The organism is Candidatus Xianfuyuplasma coldseepsis (assembly GCF_014023125.1).
Classification (GTDB): Bacteria; Bacillota_I; Bacilli_A; order Izemoplasmatales; family Izemoplasmataceae; genus Xianfuyuplasma; species Xianfuyuplasma coldseepsis.
Window position 1 is genome coordinate 343,645 of sequence record NZ_CP048914.1, and the last position, 21,587, is coordinate 365,231.

The 21,587-nt window shown below is 38.1% G+C and carries 19 protein-coding genes; all 19 read right to left on the reverse strand.

The features are described 5' to 3' along the window. Positions 1 to 8: 8 nt before the first annotated feature. Positions 9 to 1,388: an NADPH-dependent glutamate synthase gene (gene gltA, locus G4Z02_RS01525; RefSeq protein WP_258878092.1), complete on the reverse strand. Its 1,380-nt coding sequence runs from the start codon at positions 1,386 to 1,388 to the stop codon at positions 9 to 11. Continuing rightward, entirely contained in the window at positions 1,375 to 2,199 is an 825-nt protein-coding gene (locus G4Z02_RS01530) for a sulfide/dihydroorotate dehydrogenase-like FAD/NAD-binding protein (RefSeq protein WP_258878093.1), read from the reverse strand. The genes gltA and G4Z02_RS01530 overlap by 14 nt, the downstream gene beginning before the upstream one ends. Before the next feature lie 159 nt (positions 2,200 to 2,358). Continuing rightward, on the reverse strand, positions 2,359 to 3,459 hold the full coding sequence (locus G4Z02_RS01535; protein WP_258878094.1) for an MFS transporter: 1,101 nt from the start codon (positions 3,457 to 3,459) through the stop codon (positions 2,359 to 2,361). Positions 3,460 to 3,859: 400 nt separating this feature from the next. After that, a complete protein-coding gene (locus G4Z02_RS01540) occupies positions 3,860 to 4,255 on the reverse strand; it encodes a hypothetical protein (protein ID WP_258878095.1) in 396 nt (131 codons plus the stop codon). Positions 4,256 to 4,281: 26 nt separating this feature from the next. Then, positions 4,282 to 4,518, reverse strand: coding sequence for a Smr/MutS family protein (locus tag G4Z02_RS01545; RefSeq protein ID WP_258878096.1), 237 nt, complete (start codon positions 4,516 to 4,518; stop codon positions 4,282 to 4,284). Beyond that, a complete protein-coding gene (locus G4Z02_RS01550) occupies positions 4,499 to 5,599 on the reverse strand; it encodes a 4Fe-4S dicluster domain-containing protein (protein ID WP_258878097.1) in 1,101 nt (366 codons plus the stop codon). The genes G4Z02_RS01545 and G4Z02_RS01550 overlap by 20 nt, the downstream gene beginning before the upstream one ends. Positions 5,600 to 5,651: 52 nt before the next feature. Further along, positions 5,652 to 6,569, reverse strand: coding sequence for an NAD(P)-dependent oxidoreductase (locus G4Z02_RS01555; protein WP_258878098.1), 918 nt, complete (start codon positions 6,567 to 6,569; stop codon positions 5,652 to 5,654). Positions 6,570 to 6,580: 11 nt separating this feature from the next. Further along, a complete protein-coding gene (locus G4Z02_RS01560; protein WP_258878099.1) occupies positions 6,581 to 7,456 on the reverse strand; it encodes an SPL family radical SAM protein in 876 nt (291 codons plus the stop codon). Continuing rightward, entirely contained in the window at positions 7,456 to 8,448 is a 993-nt protein-coding gene (locus G4Z02_RS01565; protein WP_258878100.1) for a phosphotransferase enzyme family protein, read from the reverse strand. Before G4Z02_RS01565 ends, G4Z02_RS01560 begins: the two co-directional genes overlap by 1 nt. Positions 8,449 to 8,526: 78 nt before the next feature. Next, a complete protein-coding gene (locus G4Z02_RS01570; RefSeq protein WP_258878101.1) occupies positions 8,527 to 10,143 on the reverse strand; it encodes a CotH kinase family protein in 1,617 nt (538 codons plus the stop codon). Then, positions 10,143 to 10,823, reverse strand: a complete 681-nt coding sequence (locus G4Z02_RS01575; protein ID WP_258878102.1) for a DUF4956 domain-containing protein — start codon at positions 10,821 to 10,823, stop codon at positions 10,143 to 10,145. The genes G4Z02_RS01570 and G4Z02_RS01575 overlap by 1 nt, the downstream gene beginning before the upstream one ends. A gap of 12 nt (positions 10,824 to 10,835) precedes the next feature. Then, positions 10,836 to 11,513, reverse strand: coding sequence for a VTC domain-containing protein (locus G4Z02_RS01580; RefSeq protein WP_258878103.1), 678 nt, complete (start codon positions 11,511 to 11,513; stop codon positions 10,836 to 10,838). Positions 11,514 to 11,562: 49 nt separating this feature from the next. Beyond that, the gene (locus tag G4Z02_RS01585) at positions 11,563 to 13,911 is read right to left on the reverse strand and encodes an ATP-dependent DNA helicase (protein ID WP_258878104.1); all 2,349 of its coding nucleotides are present in this window, start codon (positions 13,909 to 13,911) and stop codon (positions 11,563 to 11,565) included. An 11-nt stretch (positions 13,912 to 13,922) separates the two neighbouring features. Then, positions 13,923 to 14,588, reverse strand: a complete 666-nt coding sequence (locus G4Z02_RS01590) for a class I SAM-dependent methyltransferase (protein WP_258878105.1) — start codon at positions 14,586 to 14,588, stop codon at positions 13,923 to 13,925. Continuing rightward, complete coding sequence (locus G4Z02_RS01595; RefSeq protein WP_258878106.1) at positions 14,560 to 15,051, reverse strand: LURP-one-related/scramblase family protein; 492 nt, start codon at positions 15,049 to 15,051, stop codon at positions 14,560 to 14,562. Before G4Z02_RS01595 ends, G4Z02_RS01590 begins: the two co-directional genes overlap by 29 nt. Before the next feature lie 8 nt (positions 15,052 to 15,059). Continuing rightward, positions 15,060 to 15,527, reverse strand: a complete 468-nt coding sequence (locus tag G4Z02_RS01600; RefSeq protein ID WP_258878107.1) for a hypothetical protein — start codon at positions 15,525 to 15,527, stop codon at positions 15,060 to 15,062. A gap of 12 nt (positions 15,528 to 15,539) precedes the next feature. Continuing rightward, entirely contained in the window at positions 15,540 to 16,706 is a 1,167-nt protein-coding gene (locus G4Z02_RS01605; protein ID WP_258878108.1) for an ATP-dependent nuclease, read from the reverse strand. 71 nt (positions 16,707 to 16,777) lie between these two features. Continuing rightward, entirely contained in the window at positions 16,778 to 19,186 is a 2,409-nt protein-coding gene (locus G4Z02_RS01610) for an ABC transporter ATP-binding protein/permease (RefSeq protein WP_258878109.1), read from the reverse strand. A 9-nt stretch (positions 19,187 to 19,195) separates the two neighbouring features. Beyond that, complete coding sequence (locus tag G4Z02_RS01615) at positions 19,196 to 21,469, reverse strand: ABC transporter ATP-binding protein/permease (RefSeq protein WP_258878110.1); 2,274 nt, start codon at positions 21,467 to 21,469, stop codon at positions 19,196 to 19,198. Positions 21,470 to 21,587: the final 118 nt, after the last annotated feature.

The window sequence follows — 21,587 nt, forward strand, 5'->3', positions numbered from 1 at the left end:
AATAAATGTCAATTGTTTTCCGCTTTAATATAGGCGTCCATATAGGTACTTGCGTCCTTACCAGCACCCATTGCAAGAATGACGGTGGCAGCACCACTAACGACGTCTCCTCCAGCAAAAACACCGGGAATGGAGGTTTGGTGATTCTCAGTGACAATCCGGCCCCATTGATCAACCTCTAGTTCTTTTGTAGCATCTTTAATGATTGGATTGGGCTTCTGACCTATAGAAATAATACAAGAGTCAATATCAAATGTTTGATATTTTCCAGTTGGCATTGGTCGTCTACGACCGGATGAATCTCGTTCCCCTAATTCCATAATTTCACAGACAACTTGTTTAACAACATAATTTTCACCAATAAATTCAATGGGATTTAAGAGCAATCGAAACTCAATATCTTCTTCCATCGCATGATGGATCTCATCGAGCCTTGCGGGTAGACTTTCCATATCTCTTCGATAAACAATAAACACATTTTTGGCACCCAGACGCTTCGCTGTTCGAGCAGCATCCATCGCGACGTTTCCACCACCGACCACCATGACATTATTTCCGGTTTTTACCGGTGTCGGAGCTTTCGGAAAGTTCTTCGACTTCATTAAATTAACTCGCGTAAGAAATTCGTTCGCATAATAGACTCCAGAGTAATTTTCACCAGGAATATTTAAGGCACTTGGCAGTCCAGCACCTGATCCAACGAAGATTGCACGGTAATGGTACTCGTTCTTTAACTGGTCAATCGTAATTGACTTTCCGATAATAACATTTTTCTCAAAATGAATCCCCATATCTCGCAATCTGTCGATTTCACGTGCCACAATTTCCTTTGGTAACCGGAAGTCTGGAATCCCATATTGAAGGACTCCTCCATATTCATGAAGCGCTTCATATAGCGTTACATCGTATCCTAGTCGACGCATACTTGCTGCATTCGCAAGACCTGCAGGTCCACTACCTACGACAGCGACTTTGATACCGTTCTCCGGTATGCTCTGAATCTGCTCTAAATCGTTTTCTAATGCATAATCACCTAAAAAGCGCTCTAGTGCACCTATAGCAACACTCTCTCCTTTAATACTTAAAATGCAAGCTCCTTCACATTGTTTTTCTTGAGGACAAACACGACCACATATTGAGGGTAGAATATTATCTTTATATAGCGTAAAATAGGCACTTTCTATGTCACCATCAATAATAAAATTAATAAATTCAGGTATCTCAATATGGACTGGACAAGCGGCAACACAACGTGGATTCTTACAATTCAAACAACGACGTGCTTCTAGTTTAGCCATGTCTAAATCGTATCCACAGGCTACTTCATCAAAGTTGGTTTGACGGACCTTTGGATCTTGGACTGGCATTTGTACTCTAGGAGTCTTCATTTGTATTCAACCCCAAATTGCATATATGTTCTTCTTCTATATAGTAGTTTTGTCGCACCATTAGTTCGTCAAAGTCAATTCCATCTGCATCAAAATCAGGACCATCAATACATGCAAAGTATGTTTTACCATTCTTAGTAAAACGGCAATTACCACACATGCCTGTTCCATCAATCATAATCGGATTTAACGATACATCTGTGGGTAGGTCAATACTCTTTGTAAGTTCTACAACGTTTCTCATCATTATCAAAGGACCAATAGTGACGGCTCTATCATATGATTTTGTAGTTAGAAGATCTTGGACTACTGTTGTAACAAAACCTTTCGTTCCAAGACTTCCATCATCGGTTGTAATGTATATATTTCTGCATATATTTTTGTATTTATCAAGTAATATTAAATAATCTTTTGACTTAGCTCCAAACACCAAATCAATATTGACCCCTTTATCATAATATGCTTTAAGTTGAGGAAATAAAGGTGCTGCACCAACACCACCGGCAACTGCTAATAACTGTTGCACATCATGTATGTGTGCTGGACGTCCTAAAGGTCCAACAAAATCATGAATTTCATCACCAGTTTCAAGCTTACCTAGTAATCGAGTAGAATAACCAAGCTTCTGATAGATAATCGTTACAGTATTTTGATCATGCTCCACAATAGTAAGAGGAATACGTTCACCATCTTCATCAACACGTAAAATCACAAAGTGTCCCGGCTTAGCATTATTAGCAACTAGTGGTGCTTCAATGATCATCTGGTCAACATGCTCATTTAAGACTTTTTTATCAATTATTCTATACAAAGGTATCACCTCACTTAGTATCATAATATTAGTTGTTTTCATATTATTTTCATTAATAAATAATGTAAAGATAAATGTAAATGGAAGTACAATTGTATATATTAAAACTAACTTAAAGCCCTTTATTAGGCTATTATATAATGTAAATATCTATGTAAATCACTCTGAAATATCAATTTTTGATAGTAAAAATAATAGTGAAAGATAAGCTAATGTTGCAAGTCCTGCAAGCACTGCAAATCCAGTCATTAATGTGGAAAATTCAGAAATAATCCCAACTAGCGGAAACACAATGATCATGACTAAACTGAATGCCATATTATTAAAACTTAAAATAGTAGCCCGTTGAGAAGAAGGAGTTATTCGATTAATGTAATCACTTAACACTACATAGAATATACTATCAAAGAATCCCAAAAGTATGAATGGTATATATGAAATTTCTTCAAATAGTATTAACCACAGTAAAATTACGATAAAAATTGGAACAATATATAAAACTAACTTTTCTTTGTATTTTCGTTCAATAATGTGTGCACTGTATCCACCTATGATTCCCATGATCGAAGATGCACCCAAAATTATACCAATTGTAAAAATTGAGTAATTGTCGATGTAAAAATTTTGGAGATAGAAAAACAAAGTTGTAATGGGTGCAGCTAGTAAAGCACCTATAGATAATAGAAACACTAATCTTGTTGAAGAAAATACAGTTTTTGTACTTTTTACGAAATGTTCGTACATTTTAGTAGTGAATCTTTTGTGTTCATATTCCACATTTAGTGGAATTTCTTTCATAAGTAAAATGGGGATAGAGGCCACAACAAAGACGATAATCATGATTTCAAAGTTCAAATTATAGGCGATAATTGCAATCATACCTCCGATTGGTAGCGCAATACTACTACTCAATTGAAAGATAATTTCCTTAATACCTTGTACTTTCATGTACTTATCTTGTTCATTTAGTTCAATTAGTGTATCATAGATCAAAGCATCTCCACTACCAGACTCAAATGTATAAGAAATTCCACAAATTACAAATCCAATACCAATTATCCAAAAATTACTACTAAACAAAATTATTATTAGATATATAATATAGAAAAGTATACCAAGAAGTCTACTTACTTTTCTACCTAGTAAATCTCCAATCATTCCAGTTGGTACTTCCGAAGAAATACTTGAAATATGAAAAACACTTTCGAATATTCCTAATTGCCAAAGATCAAAACTTTTTGCCTGTGCTAAGTAGATCATCCATACACCTTGGGTGAAATTCAGACTTCGTAAGAATATATAGAAATATTCTAATGTAACATTACGTTTTAGCGCTTTACTGTTCATTTTCTTTTAACTTCTCTCCACAAAATATGCAATACTGATCTTCTAACACATTCATTTTATGACAATTTACACATTCGACAATGGTTAAGCCTTGCTGTTTTAACTGTTCTAAATCTAAAATCTTATCTCTTTTGAATAGCTCAAATACTTGGTAAATCATAAGAAATAGTATACTGACCAGTAAAGTGATTGTGCTAATAACCATTAGAAATATATTTTCCATAAAGAAAGAAAGTCCTATCAAAATTAGTGATAGCACGATAATTATCAACAATGTAATTTTAGGAATCTTAGAAATCATACTAATCAGCTTCTACATGTCATATTTGTCATAGTGGTCAGTGGTTAATATACGAACACCGCAGTTTTCACAATATTCTCTAGAAGTATCGTTATGGTGACCACAGTATTCACATTCTTCTCTATTCTTTGATGTAGATAGGTATGGATTACTTGGTTTGTTGTAAACACTATCAATTTCGTTATCAAACAAGCGGTCTTCATCAACATCTTTATATTTTGAGGGTTTTTTCTTATCTTTATCAACAATACTACTTAATATAGATAGTGCAACTAGGATACCAATGATACCTCCCCAGCTAAAATCGTCTAACCCAAAGACTTCAAGGATTGCAGGGAAAAACCATCCAATCACATTGATTAGGACGAATATTGTTATTATTCGTGAGAATATGCTTTTTGATTTCATAGGCACCTCCATGTTGCGATTAAAAATCAATAGAGTTCAAATATTGTTTCTCCTCGGTTCTTGGTAAATTTCTTACGTTTAATTCGTTTTGATCGGATCGAATTAGGTCGCTGTATGAATTCACGGATATTGTCGCCGTGGGAATACCCATGAATGACTCGAACGTGTGTGACGTTGTTATCACAAGAAGCGATGAAGCGCTCTATTTCACGTTTTGCCATATCAACTGTTAGACCGTGAACGTCAATTGTCTTCTCGTTCATCTTCTAGCTTAACGATATCTAATTCGTGTTTTGTAAATATGCGGCGACCATATTTTTGGTAATGCTCATCCATCATTTCATGGATAATTTCAGGATGTTCTTTTGTTTGTGAAAGTTTGATTAAGTCGACTCCTTGGGTAAACGGGCAGGTAGAAATGCAGGTTCCACAATCGGTACCTGATTTCAACCAAATGTCATAACAGGCATTGTCATCAAATTTATAGAATTGTCGTCCGTTAACCATCCGTGTTTTATGAGTAATTGCTCCACCAGGACAATTGCTTAAGCATAGGGCACATTGTTTACAGAAGTTGGTTAAATTAAAATCGATGGGTACATCGGTTGCCACTTCCAGATTGGTAAAAACTGCACCGAGACGAACATTATTTCCATATTCTTTGGTAACAATGTGATTCGCCATACCAATTTCTCCCAGTCCCGCATCGTAGGCGAGTGGGACCAAAGGAGCTAAATAATATTCCGAGTTATTAAACATCGCTTTATATCCTAAATCTTTTAAATACATCGCAAGGCGACTACCGATGGTTGCGATTCGAACGTATGCTTCTTCGGTTGCTAGAAGTTCTTCATACATCGGACCACGATTCATCATCTCTTTATCCATGAGTACAGTATAGACAATGGCGGTTTTATATGTTGGATGGATTGGTTGATTATATGTATCTTTATTAAGATGCTCGCTAACGCCTCCGAAGTGGCTATAAAAATGGTCGGGACGTAATGTTGTAATTCCGACAGAGGTCGCACCATAATATTTCGTAATTTCCTTGATATTGGCTGCAAAGCGAGGTTCAATTGGAATTCTAGGAGTATGGATGGGGTAGCTCTCCGTTAGCTCAAACACGTGTTTGATATAGTTCTTGTTGTGTTTTGTGATGGGATAGAAGAGTTCTTTGAAGCGATTACTCTTACGTAATTTATGACGAAAAGATACACGACGTTGTTTATCATCGGCAGGTTTATAGGTTGAATTCTTACGGTAGAATTCGTTGTACTCTTTGGTTCCTTTTTGTAAGGCGACTCGAGAAAATAACGTTTCTCGTTCATCGTATTTTTTCATTGGTATCACCATCCATATTATAGCATGGATTGCAAACTATAACTGTACAATTCTAAAGTAGGTTCGTTAGATCGAGTTGTGTCGATGTATCACCAGAAGCGATGGCTTCTAGTAATTGTACTAAATCTTGATTGACAAACTCATTGGTGTGTTCGGTAAATCCACCGGAATGATTAGATAACACAACGTTATCCATTTCATAGATTGGGTAGTTACTAGGATATTGTTGTTCTTTATGTTTCGGGTAATTGTACCATACATCGGAAGCGTAGCCGGCAAGGATGTTATCGTCAAGTGCGTGATACAAGGATTCTTCATCAACGATTTTACCGCGGCCTACATTGATTAAGTATTTGTGTTTCATCCGTTGTAATTGGTTGTAATCAAAGATGCCTTCGGTGGTTTTATTTAATGGGGTAGATATGATGATGATGTCGCTTAACTGTATCAAATTGGTTAAATTCTTTACCGTTTTGATACCCTCAGGGTATGATTTGCCACGATCAATGGTATAAAAATCACAACCGAATCCTCGTAGAAACTGGTGAATCAGTTTCCCAATTCGACCATACCCAAATAGGCCGACACTCCGGTCTTGAATGCTTGCCCATGGTATACGTTTTTCACTATTACGCGAACTCCAGTTTCCCTGTTTTAATTGTTCATGGTAGGGAATTGTTTTTCCGAGTAAAGTCAGGGTGAGGGTTACCGCTTTTTCAGCAACCCATCTTGAACGGGTTGGTAGGATGAAAAGTTGTAGGTTGTCTTGTCGCATATCGTCCAAGTTAATACCATTATGGCCAGTATAAGGAATAATGATACCTTTTAAATTGTCGGTTTGCATGTCATGGTTGTAGTGTCCAGTAATGATGTAATCTGCTAGTGAACGATCCTCAACGACATGAACTTGATTCATAGATATGGATTGTAAAAATTCTTGAATACGATGATGTTCTGCGTATACGTTCATTCAATCATCTCCTAAAATAAGCTAAGTTGCGTTGTTGTAATATGATTCTGTGCTCCTTTAATGATATCCTTCATCGAATAGATTATGCCACATTCATCACAGTACGATTTAAATTTCCTTTTGAGCGCTTCAGCGTTCGGTGAGATACACATATATTGATCCTTAAAGGTATCTACATATTGCTTTGTTAAGTCGGGACCAATCTTTTGAAAGAAGTATTGACGTTGATTGTCACGCAAGGTTACACCAAAGGATGGATAGATATACTTCGCTCCAGCTTCTTTTGCTTGATCAATGATTCCCTTGATATTGTCCCAGTTATCATTAATAAAGGGAAGAATCGGCATCATCAATATTCCTGCATACAATCCAGCATCGATTAAGGTTTTGATAGCCTTAAACCGATCCGAAGTTGTTGACACAGAACGTTCAATACGCTTTTGTAAACGATCATCTGCCGTTGTAATAGTAATCCCGATATTCATTATCGAGTGGCATTGAATTGCTTGAAATATATCAATATCACGAACAACAAGATCACTCTTGGTAATGATATGTGCTCCAAAACCATACTTATTTACAGATTGAAGAGCTTTCCTGGTCTCTTCTTGTGATTTTTCAAAGGAATTATAAGGATCGTTCATACCTCCAAAGCCAAGAACTCCTTTTTTACGTTTTGTTGATAATTCTTGGTCAATCTTCACAGAGGCTTCTTTTTTGACACGAATTGTATCGAAATTATCAATCTGATAACAACTGCTTCGTGAGTCACAATAGATGCAGCCATGATTACAACCACGATAGATATTGGTGTTATGAGTAACGCCAAACCATGATTGACCAGATTGAACAGGATGAATGAGATGTATAGCATGTACCTCTTCCATTATAGACCCTCCAAGACATAGTCTAAGTCTACTGCAACCCAATTATTGATACTAGCTTCTCTTCGATATGCATGTACTTCGCGATATCGAGGATTCTCATGTTGATCAAAACCAGCTGCCGTCATAACAACGTATAAAATTACTGAACGCAGTAATAAGAATTCGTTTAGATGTTTGAAAAATTCGAGATCTAGCATGTTCTCTAATTGGTATCCCTTCATTACATTATGAAGGATAAATCGTACTTTTTCGTTATATTTTTCGTGTCGATTATCCAATCCTCGAAAATGATAGAATATGATGATCGCGATATCGCTTAAAAAGTGTTTATATGCAGAATCATCAAAGTCGAAAAACGTTAGTTTTTCGCCATCATAAAACATGTTTCCAAAGTGTAGATCGGTATGAATTAATCCATAGTTATCAATGCTTTTTGGTAGCGATTTAATCGTGGCTTCTACTTGCTGATATAGATCAATAATTTCCGAATCATACTGCAAGTACTTATTTGCGATATCTGAAAAGTTTTCTTCATACCATTGCGGACGTTTGTGTTTTGGATTAAACGTCTTAGTTAAGCGGTGAAGTTTGCCAACTTCACGACCAAACATCTGATAGAATTCTGCTGTGAGATCCTCATTTTTAACAAGATCCCCTCGTGCTTTCTCAAAGACGGAAACGGTGAAATAGTGTTCACTATTAATCGTGATTTTTTCAGCGATTTTATCATGGATAGAGTGCACCACAGTAGATACTCTTGCATCGTGATGATCAAGGTAATCAATAAATTCAATTTCCGCTAAAACAAGGTCATAAGTTCGATGGCCACTATGAACAAATCGTAAGATATAGTCTTGCTTGTTTTTATGGTATTCGTAGACAAAGTTCTCAAATCCACCTATTTTCGTTATTGTTGTGGGGTCTGCATCGTATAATATTGCAGCTTGTTCAATGATTTTATCGGTTAATTCTTGTTGCATATACTGTTCCATGGAACCACCTCGTTTCTTAGTACAATTGTACCATAATCGACCGTTTACCGCTATCTTATAAAAAAATTCCACAGTTCATTAACTGTGGAATTTACGTATTGCGCGGTATTGTTCGACATCTTCTAGTACATTTGTGATTTTGGTTGTAATGTAGTATTCTTTATCATTTACCATATAGTACTGATCGCCGTATAATGCTTCTGCTTGATTAAACAATGCGCTGAAACCAGCATAACTAAAGGTACCATCACTTATAAAGGCTTCTAAGTAGTCTTCATAGAGTATTTGATACTCCTCATAGGCAAGTAATATATTATCAATTAGTGGTATATTTCTCGTCGCAGCACTAAATCCATCACCTTCCCAGGTATAGATATCGTTTCCTAGAGAATAGTCGATAAAGACTGGATTACCAGCCCATCCTTGTCCTAAGGAATGATCAAAATCAAAGGGAATGTAGGTGAATACACCTTGTTGATCAAAATATAAATAGTAATTGTTGGCGTTACCACGGTAATCATCGGGGTTACCGAGAAAGATACTTGCGGCAAAAGCGCGAATCATGGTGTCAACATCAATTGATTGATCAATGAAGGTTTTACGCTCTGTTTCGTTGCTGTTATCAAGGGCAAAGGTAAAGTCGATTAACTGTTGGTAATTCATGATGTCATCGTTTGATTCTAAGCCATAGACTGGCCGTGTGTTGGTTTCCCATTCACGGATGCCAACTAGCGACGTATCGTAGATGGGTTCTAGTGTACCTGGCCAGATAACCTTGTAGAGATCGCCAACGTCTTTGGTTGGGATGTCTTGTAGTTGCTTACGGACAAACTCTTCATCAATGTATTCCTGTACACCGTAGAGTTCTTCAAAGACGACTTCACCATCAATGCGAATAATGTAGTTTGCAAGGCTCATCATGGGTGCGGGAACACCTGCATCACGAAAGACTTGCATACTGTAGACTTCACTTAAGTAGGTTGGATCATTGTTACGATTCCATTTAAAGATCAGTTTCTCAACGTCAAATACTTCACGGGTCTTTAATAATGTATATTCTTCTGTACCAACTTCAGTATCAAAGGTTTCATTAAACTTCAGTACATAATGAATCGGAATCACGTCACCTTGGTTAGATATTGGCAGACGGCGACTGTAATGATTTCCTTTGGAGCGAATCCCAACATCTTGGATTGAGATCGTCTCTTCGTCGGTAATATAAGTCACATTTACTTTCCGATAATTATTGCTGCGGTAGGTTCCAAATAGATCATAGTAGTCTTCCATATCTTGGATCAAACCTTCCCACTCAGCGGTATCAAAATCTACAATAAATGTGTGTTTGATACTATTATCGAATAGGTTTAGATAGTCTTGAGGCTTATCTCTGTTGCCAAGTGTATAGGCATCGATGAGTGCCTGAGCCTCTTCTTCAAGACGTTGTTGTTCTTCAAGTAGTTCCTGTTCTCGTTGTTCACGAGCGTCTTCTTCTAGTTGCTCTAATCGAGCAATTTCTGCTTCAATTTCTGCTCGTAAGATTTCTTGTTGTTCGCGCTTTTGAAGGAGCGCTTGAATGACATCAATTTCTTCTGGTGCAGTAAGGAATAAACTATCACCATAGGAAATCGACGCACCGACAAGAATTGCTAGTAGTCCAGTAAAGATGACAATTCGTCGAATCCATAGATTCAACATTATTCGGAGATATAATCTCCTTGGTGAGATAAGACAATGACGCTCTTCACAGATTCAATGTCTTTAATTTGGGATACCAATAACGATTTATCTTCTTTACTACGAACTTCGAGAGTGAGATCAAGTGCTTGATCTTTTACGGTTTTATTGCGTAATGTGTATTTTTTATATACGTCCTTAACACTATCCAATATCGCTTGTTCTTGTTTTGGATCGGTTGCTCGTACAATCAAGAAGTAGGTTGATGTAAAGACTTCTAAGTAAATCAATAAGAACACTGCACCAGCAATTAATAAAGTACTGAGGATTGCGACAATGATCAATCCAGCACCGATGGTAATTCCGAGGCCAATCGCCCAGAACATAAATACGGTATCAAACGGATTTTTTAGAGCAGTCCGGAAACGAACGATTGACAGTGCCCCAACCATCCCTAACGATAGGATGATGTTGGATGCAACCGAGATAATGATAACACTCGTAACCATCGCAGTAATTGGTAAGCTAACTGCAAAACTGCGGTTGTATACGGTTGTTTGATAGCTTTTCTTGTAGGTAAATAAAATGAGTAAACTAAGTAAGAATACGACAATAATGTTAAATACAATGACTTCTAAAGATATGTTTTGTGCATTGTATAAATCAATAATATCCTGATTAATTAAATCACTAAATGACATAGCGTTCTCCTCCTAAGGGGTAATTTGCGTATATCCTAAGAAATACTTGGATACCGATAGTTGTTGTAATGGAACATGTTTTAATACTTGTTTAATGGATTTGGGAATGTAGTGTTCATATTTGACTTCTAAAATCATTGTTGTTGGATGCATTAAACTCCCTTTTTCGGTTAAATTATTGATTGAAAACGGAGCTACTTCCAATGACTGGTCAAAGGTGATTCGAAGATTATCCGATTCATCTTTGAACGCTTCCCGTTGATAGATGATATCACACATTGGTTCGAGATGGAACCGCAACATATCTAACGTAAATCGACGGATTAATGGATCGGAAAAATGTTGTTCTAAGACATCCAAATCTTGAGATAAAATTGCCTGATATACCGCATCGGAAATCATTGTTGAATGTTTTGTTGATTCATCACCAACCTTTTCTTTCAGCTCCAGTTTCTTCTTCGATTCATCATGATAATGACGAATTCTGTATTTTTTATGGAACTGATTTCCAAAGGCTTTGTCGGCAGCTCCTGATCGATAGATATCATCTAAATATAAGCTATTGACAGGATACGACAGGTCTTCTCCATGTTGATCATGAATCAATAAAGATTCAATCATCGGTTTGATTGTTAAGTAATCTTGAAAGGTAATTTTATATTTGAATTCAAATCGTTTTGTTGTTTTCACTACATCACCTCCTTAACACAATATAAAACGTATGTTAACATTCAATTCATTATACACTTTTTTTGATGTTTTGCCAAAATTTCTCGAGATAATTTTGCACATAATTATTTACCCGAATTGTAATCGCGTGTTGCCAGTTTTTTGGAAACAGTGTTCGGTAGTTTCGGTGACTGTATCGGTCGTCAAAAAGAATCGCAATTCCTTGGTCCTCTTCAGTACGAATGACGCGACCTACCGCCTGGATAACTTTGTTCATGCCAGGGAATGTATAGGCGTAATCGAAACCCGTTTCAAAGAGTTCATCGAAGTAATTACGCAGCAGTTCGTTATAGGGGTTAAACTGAGGCATCGCCACACCGACTATTAAGACACCGTGTAATTTGTCACCGATGTAATCAATCCCTTCACTAAAGCTTCCACCCATAACAAAAAAGCCTACTGTAGACGTTTCACCGACTTCGTCAAATGACTGAAGCAACTTATTTCTCGTCTTGAAGTTCATGTTTCGTTCTTGAACGACAACGTCGTAAGCTTCCGTGTCGAACTGCTCTAACACACGATTTAGATATCGATAAGAGGGAAAGAACACAATATAATTCCCAACTTTGGTTTCCAACATTGCATAGATATTATCAATGATACTATCGATGCTTCGTTCGCGATCACGGTACCTTGTACTTGTTGAATCATCAACAAATAAACCCAAGTGATGTTGGGGGAAGGGGGACGGAATGGAAATACTTTTTCCTTCTCCTTTTGTGATTAAGCGAACATGATAATCCACGGGTTCTAACGTCGCGCTAAAGAAAATTGCTCCTTTGGCGCGGCGCTCTATCGTATCAAGGATATATTTCGACGCATCGAGACAACTTAAGGTAATGACAATGTCTTCATCTTTAGCTTCTAATATATAGCGATACGATGAGGCATAGAAATCACTGATGCGAATAAACTGGGTGCACATGAAATAACCATCCAGTACTTGATCTCGATTGGGAAACTTTTTGTTTTCCACGAGAATTTGATCGAGTTTATTCACCAATCGTTCGAGAAGTACAAGCAATTGTTCATCGAGTTCTTCCTGATGATAAAATGGTTGTTTAATCAGTTCAATATTCGTCGCAAATTCATCGATATACTTGATGATTTTCGTAATGGTTGACTGTACCGATGGTTTGACTTTTTTCGCAGCTTTTTTCAACGCTAAAAGTCCTGATTTTGTGATAGATGAAGAGTACATTGAACGAGACCGGTCAATCATATTATGAGCCTCATCGACTAAGAGAATTGGATTGTAGTAATCTTCATCAAAATAACGAATAAGATGAGTTCGCGGATCAAAAGCGTAATTGTAATCGCAGATGACAATGTCACTAAAGTTGGAAATGGATAAACTGAACTCATGCGGACAGATTTTATGATACTCGCCATAACTTTTAATCAATTCCGATTCATACACGTCCTTATGAACAAATATATCATTCAAGGCTTCTTGGACACGATCAAAATACCCTTTGGCATAGGGACAGATATCCGGATCACAATCGACGGTGTCCATCAGACACATATGTTCTTTGTTATTGATGACGACGGTTTTGGCTACAAGGCCGTTGTCTTTTAATAAGTTCACGGTATCAACGACAATCGCTTTTCCCGCGTTTTTCGCCGTTAAGTAGAACACTTTATCACGTTCGGTCTCAATCGCTTTTAACGCAGAGAATAACGCGGCTACAGTTTTTCCTATACCGGTTGGGGCAATCGAGTATAAAATATCGTTAGCGATGATGGTTTTATAGATGGCCCCCATAAACGTATACTGGCCTTCGCGATAATCCTCAAAGGGAAAGGTAAGACCTTCAATCGAGGTTAGTTTTTGCGCTTGATGTTGATCGTATATCGTCACCCAGTTCAAGTATTCAAAAACGGTATTCTCAAAAAATTTCGTTAATTGGCTGATGTTGTATCGTTTGGTAAAGGATTTGGTTTCATAATCCGGGATGTGAATATAGACAAGACGAACTTTGATGGATTTTAAATGGTTCGCTTTGCAGTACATGTAGGCATACATCTTCACTTGGGCAAGGTGTTCGGGCCTGGTATCAATGTCCATGAACTCAAGATCGGTTTGGGTACTTTTAATTTCTTCAATCAAGGGTTTATTGTTTACCTGTAATAAGCCGTCCATACGGCCGCTAATGTGAAGTTCGTAGTCGTCATTTTGATACAAGGTTTCAACCATAACTTCTTGCTGATCATCGTCTCCGTATTTAGCTTGCAAAAAAGCATGCGCTTCTTGGCCAAGCTTCGCACGCTTATTGGATTTGAATTCACTGGTTAAATCTCCACCAACGTGGATGAATTCAACCATCTCTTTCACTGCAATCTTGATTGATTTCATGAGTTCACCACTTATTGTTTTTGAAACACCACCACATCATAATAGTTATTGTGAATGATATGAAGTGGAAATATGGTTGTTAGATATTGAAAGGTTGTCGTGTTAAAGAACGCGACATGGGTTTCATCACGACGGTACCACCAGGTACAAAATCCCATTTCATCCATATTCCGAAATCGGGTTCGAATGATAAGATACCCGCCTTCACGTAGTAGTGGTAGTAGTTTCTTCAGTTCGTCCAGGGGATGGTGCATATGTTCTAAGACTTCGACGAGGACAATCGCATCATAGGTTTTGTTGCGATAGCTGGGATCATCATGAAAGAACGGGTCGTAGTACTCGACATGATACCCTTGTAATAGCAATCGATTGGTCAGCATTGGATAGGGTCCAGAGCCAAAATCTAAAATGGTTTCGATGCCACGTAATGGGGCAATATGATTGCGAATAAACGTATCCATGTAGGCGATATAGCCGTCGCTACTCTCATCATTGTTGTGTTGTTGATAGCGATACTCTTCTTGTGTCAGTGACGGATAACACGTTGGATCTTTCACAATCAATTGACAATGATCACAAACATGATAGGAATAGGGGTATTGCGGATCTGTTAACGGATGTGTTTCTTGCCCACAAAGAATACAGAAATTAGTTGTGGCGACGTCGTTGTTGCTCATGGATAATTTGATCGAGGACAATCACAATAAAGAGATAGAGTTCGGTATTGTTGATGTCATTGATGTCAATCTCATAACTGTCCCCCCAGGAGATTAGTTTCTTCTGGATTGAGGCGACAATGAGGTCGTCTTTGTAGATTTGAAACGAATGGGCAAAGAAGGATCCTTCGACGCGTAAATTATCGACTCCGGCTTGAATCTCAAATTTTGGACGAAGACCAAATTTACGCTCAATCGTCGCTACTTCTTCATCATGAGGATCGTACAAGAAGTATTTTGGTAGGAAGCGAAACACTTGTTTTTTTGCGTGCAAGACAACACTACCATTGGGATTCTGGAGTTGAAGTTTGTTGGAAAAACTAAACATTTTTCCTTGGACGTTATAGATCGGATTTCCCGATTCATCCATAATACTAAACTGATCTTTTAAGGTAAACACTTTTTGTTTAATATAAAATTTCATAGTTCCTCCTAGGTCATTAATAAGGCTTTTAAACGAACGGCATGCGCTAAGAAAAAGAGCGCTAGGGTAAAGACATCATTGTTGTCTTGTAACGTAATGCGGTAATAGCGTTTATGATCGCGTTTGATTAACCGTAAATCACCAATCATCTTGCGATCATCGTAGATGCGATAAAACAGTTTCCATATCGCCGACTTCACAAAGAAGTATTTGTCCTGTTCGATGATCGAGTGAATGATTTTTACGCCTGCTCGAACTCGAGCTTTAACATTGTTGTGTACATCTTTTATGATGTAGCGATTATTTAGTTTTAAACGATTGCTTTCGACAAGATAAATCACATTGTTTAATTGAGCTGTGATATCATCTTTCTTATTGGATGGAAAGGTAATTGACCCGACTTGATTGAAGTCCTCATCGAGGATTTCGAGTGGTTCGGTTTGTACGACTTTCTTATATTCAACATAATAGGTCATTGAATTCCCCCTTTATAGATACTGTGCGATTTCTTGCACAAACGGATGATCCGCCGTTAAGTGCTTTTTCGCCCAGTGACTTAGTATGTTCTTCGCCACATCATCCTTAACGGTGAGGGCTTTAAAAAATGTATGTTTGGATTTCGGTATATGTGTGAAATCGGTATGGAACGTTCGATTGATAAAATCGAGATCACCATAGAGTTCAACAATCTCTCGCTCTAAGGGATGATAGTGATTGGAATCCCCATCGGTGATCACCAAAGTTTTGTATCCTTCTTTTTCCAGTTGTTCCTTGACAAAGGTGATATTACCAACCCCGCCACAAGGGATGACGGTATATGATTCTTGTTTGTCTAATAAGCGAATTGCGGTCTCATACCAGTTGACGTCATACTTGCCTTCAACCAGTAAATAGGTCTTGTTTTGTTTCGATGATAATCGTTTCTTAACGGTATCAAAATCATCGTTTTTGTTCCCTTTATATAGGGTCGAGACGTAATAATCGTTCGTTTTAACAATCGCTGAATCGTTCGTTGTGTAGATGGTTTGATAGGTGTATTGATTGATTTTCTTGAGCGATTCAGTGTCGAAATGTTGCTCGACATTATCGATTCCTATTACCAGATATTGATAGGTGATATTGGATAAGATTCGTTGATATTCTTCGGTAGTAAATGAAATGTCTTCATCGAAGTACATTTGATAATCACTGGTTGTTTGAAAGATTTTATAATTGGAATTACCCAGGGTTCCATCGATGTAGTCCGATACTTTGAAGATCCGAGCTTGCATTGTTGGATCAAGTTTGGTGGTTAGGTTGATTGTTAAGATATCATTGAGTAGTTTTTGATTATTGATGGTTTTACCAATGTGCAAATAGCGGATGTGATTGATGTCATACATATTGCCAATGCACTTCTGATAATCGATGTAGTAGTCCGGTGGTGCATAGACTTTGCGATATCGTGTGTCGTTGATCAACAATTCGATGACAATGTCTTCTTTTGTATTCCGAATAAAGTCATGTCGTAAATGATTGTTAAAAAAGAGATCCAATGCTTCTAAAACGGTTGTTTTACCGGAATCATATGGACCGATGAGTAAGGTGTGTTTGTCAACGACAATATTTTCGCGCTTGAACGCTTTATAATTTTTAATATAGATGTGTTCAATCATTGTCTCACCTCCATACTCTATTATACCACAGCAGCAAGCGAAAGAAAAAAGCACAAATTGAATTTGTGCTTTTAAAAATCGTATTTGCTTAAGATTTCAGCTGGGGTTTTACGCAGAAGGTTTCCTACCGGAATCAATCCACTGACAATGTTGATCAGATAGATAATCAGTACACCCGCAATGACACTGAGTGGGGTGACTTGGATTGCCTCAGTGAAATCATCTACCGCTAGTTGAATCCGCCATAATAACCAGGTGGTTAGAGCGTATCCAAATAAACTCGTCAAGGATGTGATTAAGACGGTTTCCGTTAAGAACATCTTGTGCACGTCCAGCTTACTGACACCAAGAGCGCGGTAGACACTAACTTCATAAATCCGAGCGAGTAAGCTACTGCGGATGACGAAGAAGTAACTGACGGCGGAGGCGACGAGGACAATGGCGATGAAGGTAATCGTTCCGATTCCTTGGCTAATCCGTTGATTTTGATAATCCGCAAGCATTTGATTGGCGTAACTGGTGGCGGTATATCCTTGACTATCAAGATACGATAGCGCATTATCGACATCATTGGCAATTACCGCTACATTCGAGCTATAAGAATCGTTATATAAATCGAAATAGGCGACACCTAAATCTTGTTTCCGGATGAGGATTTGCGGAACATCGGCTGCTGTCGTACTAAACGTACCGACAGCTTCATAATCTCGTTGTTTTACAGGGATCACCAAATTACCAATTGGATCGACTTGAGATCCATCAAGTACTAAAAGTTCGTCTCCTTCTGGTAAGTCTCCCGTTTCTAAGGTGATTTGATCTTCATACATCTCGTAAATTCCTACGCCATAATACAGGGAATAGGCAAGATTATCGTCCATGTACATGAGTGGTGTTTGATTATCGACAATACCAACCAATGTCAGTTCGTAGGTGAGATTCATCATCGTCGCTTCATAGTCGAGTTCAAACAGTTTCTCGTAACTATCAATTCCGACATATTTATAGTTGGTACTTGCCAATAACTGATCAGCGACTTGTTGATCGATGACGAATTCAAATGTGGTTTCCGGCAAGCGTCCCGCTTCTACATCGCGCGAGGACAGTTTATCCACTGATTCAATCTGATTTGAAAATGCCGATTCGGTATCTCGTAATTGAAACACTTTTGGTAGTAACGCGTTAATACTGATACTATCGACTGCGCGAATATAATCAATCGAATCGTCTGCCGTTAAGGCAATGAAATCATCGTATGTAAAATCTTCACGACGGACACGAATCAAATACTCCGAATCATTTAAGTAGGAGTCTTTATCAATTGAAATGAAACTATTACCCATCCCAATCGCCAGGGCGATGAGGCCGGCAATTAAACCAAAGCCGATGTAGAATACTTTCCCTAGTCGTGTCGCATCTTTCATCCGGTTCCAGGCGATACGAAGACTATCTTTGACACTGATGACACTGTGTTTATCAATGTCTGATGTTTCTTGTTCGATCACACTTTCCAAATCGAACTCTTTAATATCAAGACTCTCTTTATTGGTGTGTTCGTATTTCTTATCGTAAATCCGTACTTCACTGTCTTTTTCAACCAATTGTAGTTTCTTGACATTGGTTTGATCGACATCGATGTATAGGGTTTTATTTTTGACAATTAAACGAACGTTTATCGGTTCACTTAGTTCTTCATCGGTATAGACTTTTAACGTCGACTGATCGCTTGTTAATTCCGTGATTTGCTCCATATCTTTAAGATAGATATCCGCTTCATGGCGCGTATCTAATGTACCACTGGAGCGATTGTCTTCATCACTAACGATTTGGCCATCGGATAGTTTAATGATGCGATCACCATAAAACTCAGCGATGTTTTCTTCATGGGTAACCAAAACAACCAGTTTATTGACACTAATCGCTTTGATGATGTTCATGATGTCTTGCGTGTTTTTACTATCTAAGTTACCGGTTGGTTCATCAGCGATAATGACTTTCGGGTTTTTCGCGAGTGCCCGAGCAATCGCAACCCGTTGTTGCTGTCCGCCGGATAACTGCGATGCTTTTCGTTTCCGATAATTGATCATCCCCATATGATCCAAGATGTAATCGATACGGCGATCGATTTCATCTTTATCATAAATACCAATCATATTTAATGTTAAACTAATGTTTTCATAGACGGTTAAATGATTGAGTAAATTATAGTTCTGGAAGATGTAGCCAACTTCACGGTTTCGGATTTTATCCCAGGTACTGGACGAGTAATGACCAATGCTTGTCTCATCAAACTGGATTGTTCCCGATTGGACTTTATCAAGACCACCAAGCACATTGAGTAGGGTCGTTTTCCCCGATCCTGATGGACCGAGTAAGACGACAAGTCCGGTACTTGGTAGGTCTAATGAGATGTCGTTTAATACATGAATTTCATTGCTTTTATTACGGTTATAGTATTTATCGAGTTTTCGTAGTTTAATCATGATGTTCACCTACTCTTGTTTCAACGACGTTATCACGGATTGTCCGAAGATTCGTTTGTTAAAACGTCGTCCTAATAGAATTGCGAGTGCACTTAATAACGCGATTAATAACACATAACTGCCAACCGTAAAGAAATGCAGGTACTGTGGAATAATCCAGATTTGATTGATTTGATTGATTGCTGCAAAGAGTAATACCAAGACAATGGCGGCAACAAACAAATACACAAGTTCAATGTTCGTGACTTTATGAAGATCTTTCTTACTGGCACCGATGGAGCGGAAAATCAAAAAGCCTTTGACTTTTGCATTTTGGATGTTCCGTAAAACAACATAGGTAATGAAGTACATGACAATCATTAACATCAATGTCCGTGCGGCAAACCAAATACCAAGTAAGAGTGACATCAAAGCGAAGTCATCGACTTCGATTCCTGCCGGATAAATGGCATTATAGGTAATATCTTCTTGAATCGCATTCATAACGATGTTGGCGTCATTCCCATCGCGAACTAGAAGACTAATTTGATAGGGTTCTAAGGATACTAAGCTGGATAAACTTTCTGGGTGAAGACGAACAATGTTGTAATACTCTTCTTGTTCTTCATTTAGATCGTCCATGACACCAGTGATGGTGTAATCCAACTGATTTTCATAGAATAATGATGTTCCAGTAATGGAAACGTCAACGGATAAACACTGGTTCAATTGCGTTGTGTAATCCAACTCCAACGCAGCACAGAGTTGTTTTGCGAGCGATGGTGATAAAATCATTTCATCGAGTTCCATCGAGGAATCGTATTCAAACTCATACCAGTCACCAAAGTTTACCGTTGTGCCGTTAATATCAATTTTCATTCCCAGCGAAACAAGTTGGGGCCAGCGTTCACGGGAGAGATAGTTGGTGATGATGACATCGTGTTGTGACAAGAATTCATCATGTAAATAAAGGAAATCATCATTGGTGGTTGTTACGCTGTTTTTGGTTTTCCCAACAACGGTAAGACGATAGGTATTCAGGCCGTCTAATGTATAGTCCCCTTCTTTGGTATAACGCGGATATTCGTAACCGACATCAATGGTTTCACCGACTTCAAATTCGGACTCATACCCTACGACTACTTCGTTTTTATTAGCAGGTAAGACACCGGAATCCAAATCATCTTGGCGGAGCATGGCTGATGGATTGACATAGTAATACCACGATTCAATCCAACCACCGTCCCATTCACTGTCCATATAGACATAAATAGGAGTATCAAACAACACATCATGTTCTAAAACACCCATGACGCGGTTCATATTTTCAAAGTCTTCAATTTCCTGATCGGTAAATGGGGTTTGATCAAATTTGGTGACGATAATGCGACCGTCAGGCGTATTATTATATATCGACCAATAATCATAGCTGAATCCACTACTAGTGGATTCTTGTACGTAACTACCGTAACTGAAATAGAAAATCGCAGCGATGAAAATTCCAATAACTAATGTAAAGATCGAACGCCGTGGTGTTCGATATAAATTACGAAGCGCCATCATCATCAAACTCGGGATACTCATCCGGTAATTGGCAAGAGTGACTCCCTCGGTGATGTCTTGGCGTGGTTTCATTACTTTGTCTTCGACGACTTCACCATCAAATAAACGAATTCGTCTCGTGGCGTATTCGGCGACTTGTTGGTAGTTGTGGGTTACGACGATAACCAGTTTGTCTTGACTGATTTCTTGTAATAATTCAATGATTTTACGTCCCGATTCACTATCTAGATTCCCTGTCGGTTCATCGGCAACGATAATCGGACAATCTTTGGCAAGAGCCCGTGCAATTACCGCACGTTGTTTTTGCCCACCCGATAGTTTCGATGCTTTGTGATGAACATGGCTGGTTAATCCAACCTTGTCGATCAATTCTAAGGCCCGTTCTTTGCGTTTATCTTTGTCGTAACCTTGAATCGTCAAAGCAACCATGACATTTTCCAAAACGCTGTAAGAATCGATTATATTGTAGTTCTGGAAGACAAAGCCAATGTATTGACGGCGATAACTTTCCCATTCTTCAATCGTGTAATAGGAGGTTTCTTCCCCGTTTACATACATTTCTCCATCTTCATAGGTATCGAGTCCACTAATGACGTTTAGTAGGGTGCTTTTCCCACTACCGCTTTCCCCGGTAACCGCAACAAATTCCCCGAGTTTGAACTCGAGGGATACTTTACGCAGGCCGAGGGCCACGACATCATTACTGTGATAATACTTGGATATGTTTTCTAATCGTAGCATGTCTTCACCTCTAGATGTCAAATAAATACTATCTAATTATACACTAGTTTCAATTGTAAAACAATTGAGACGTTAACTTACAGATAAAGTAAAATAGGTTACAAAAAAGCAACCATTT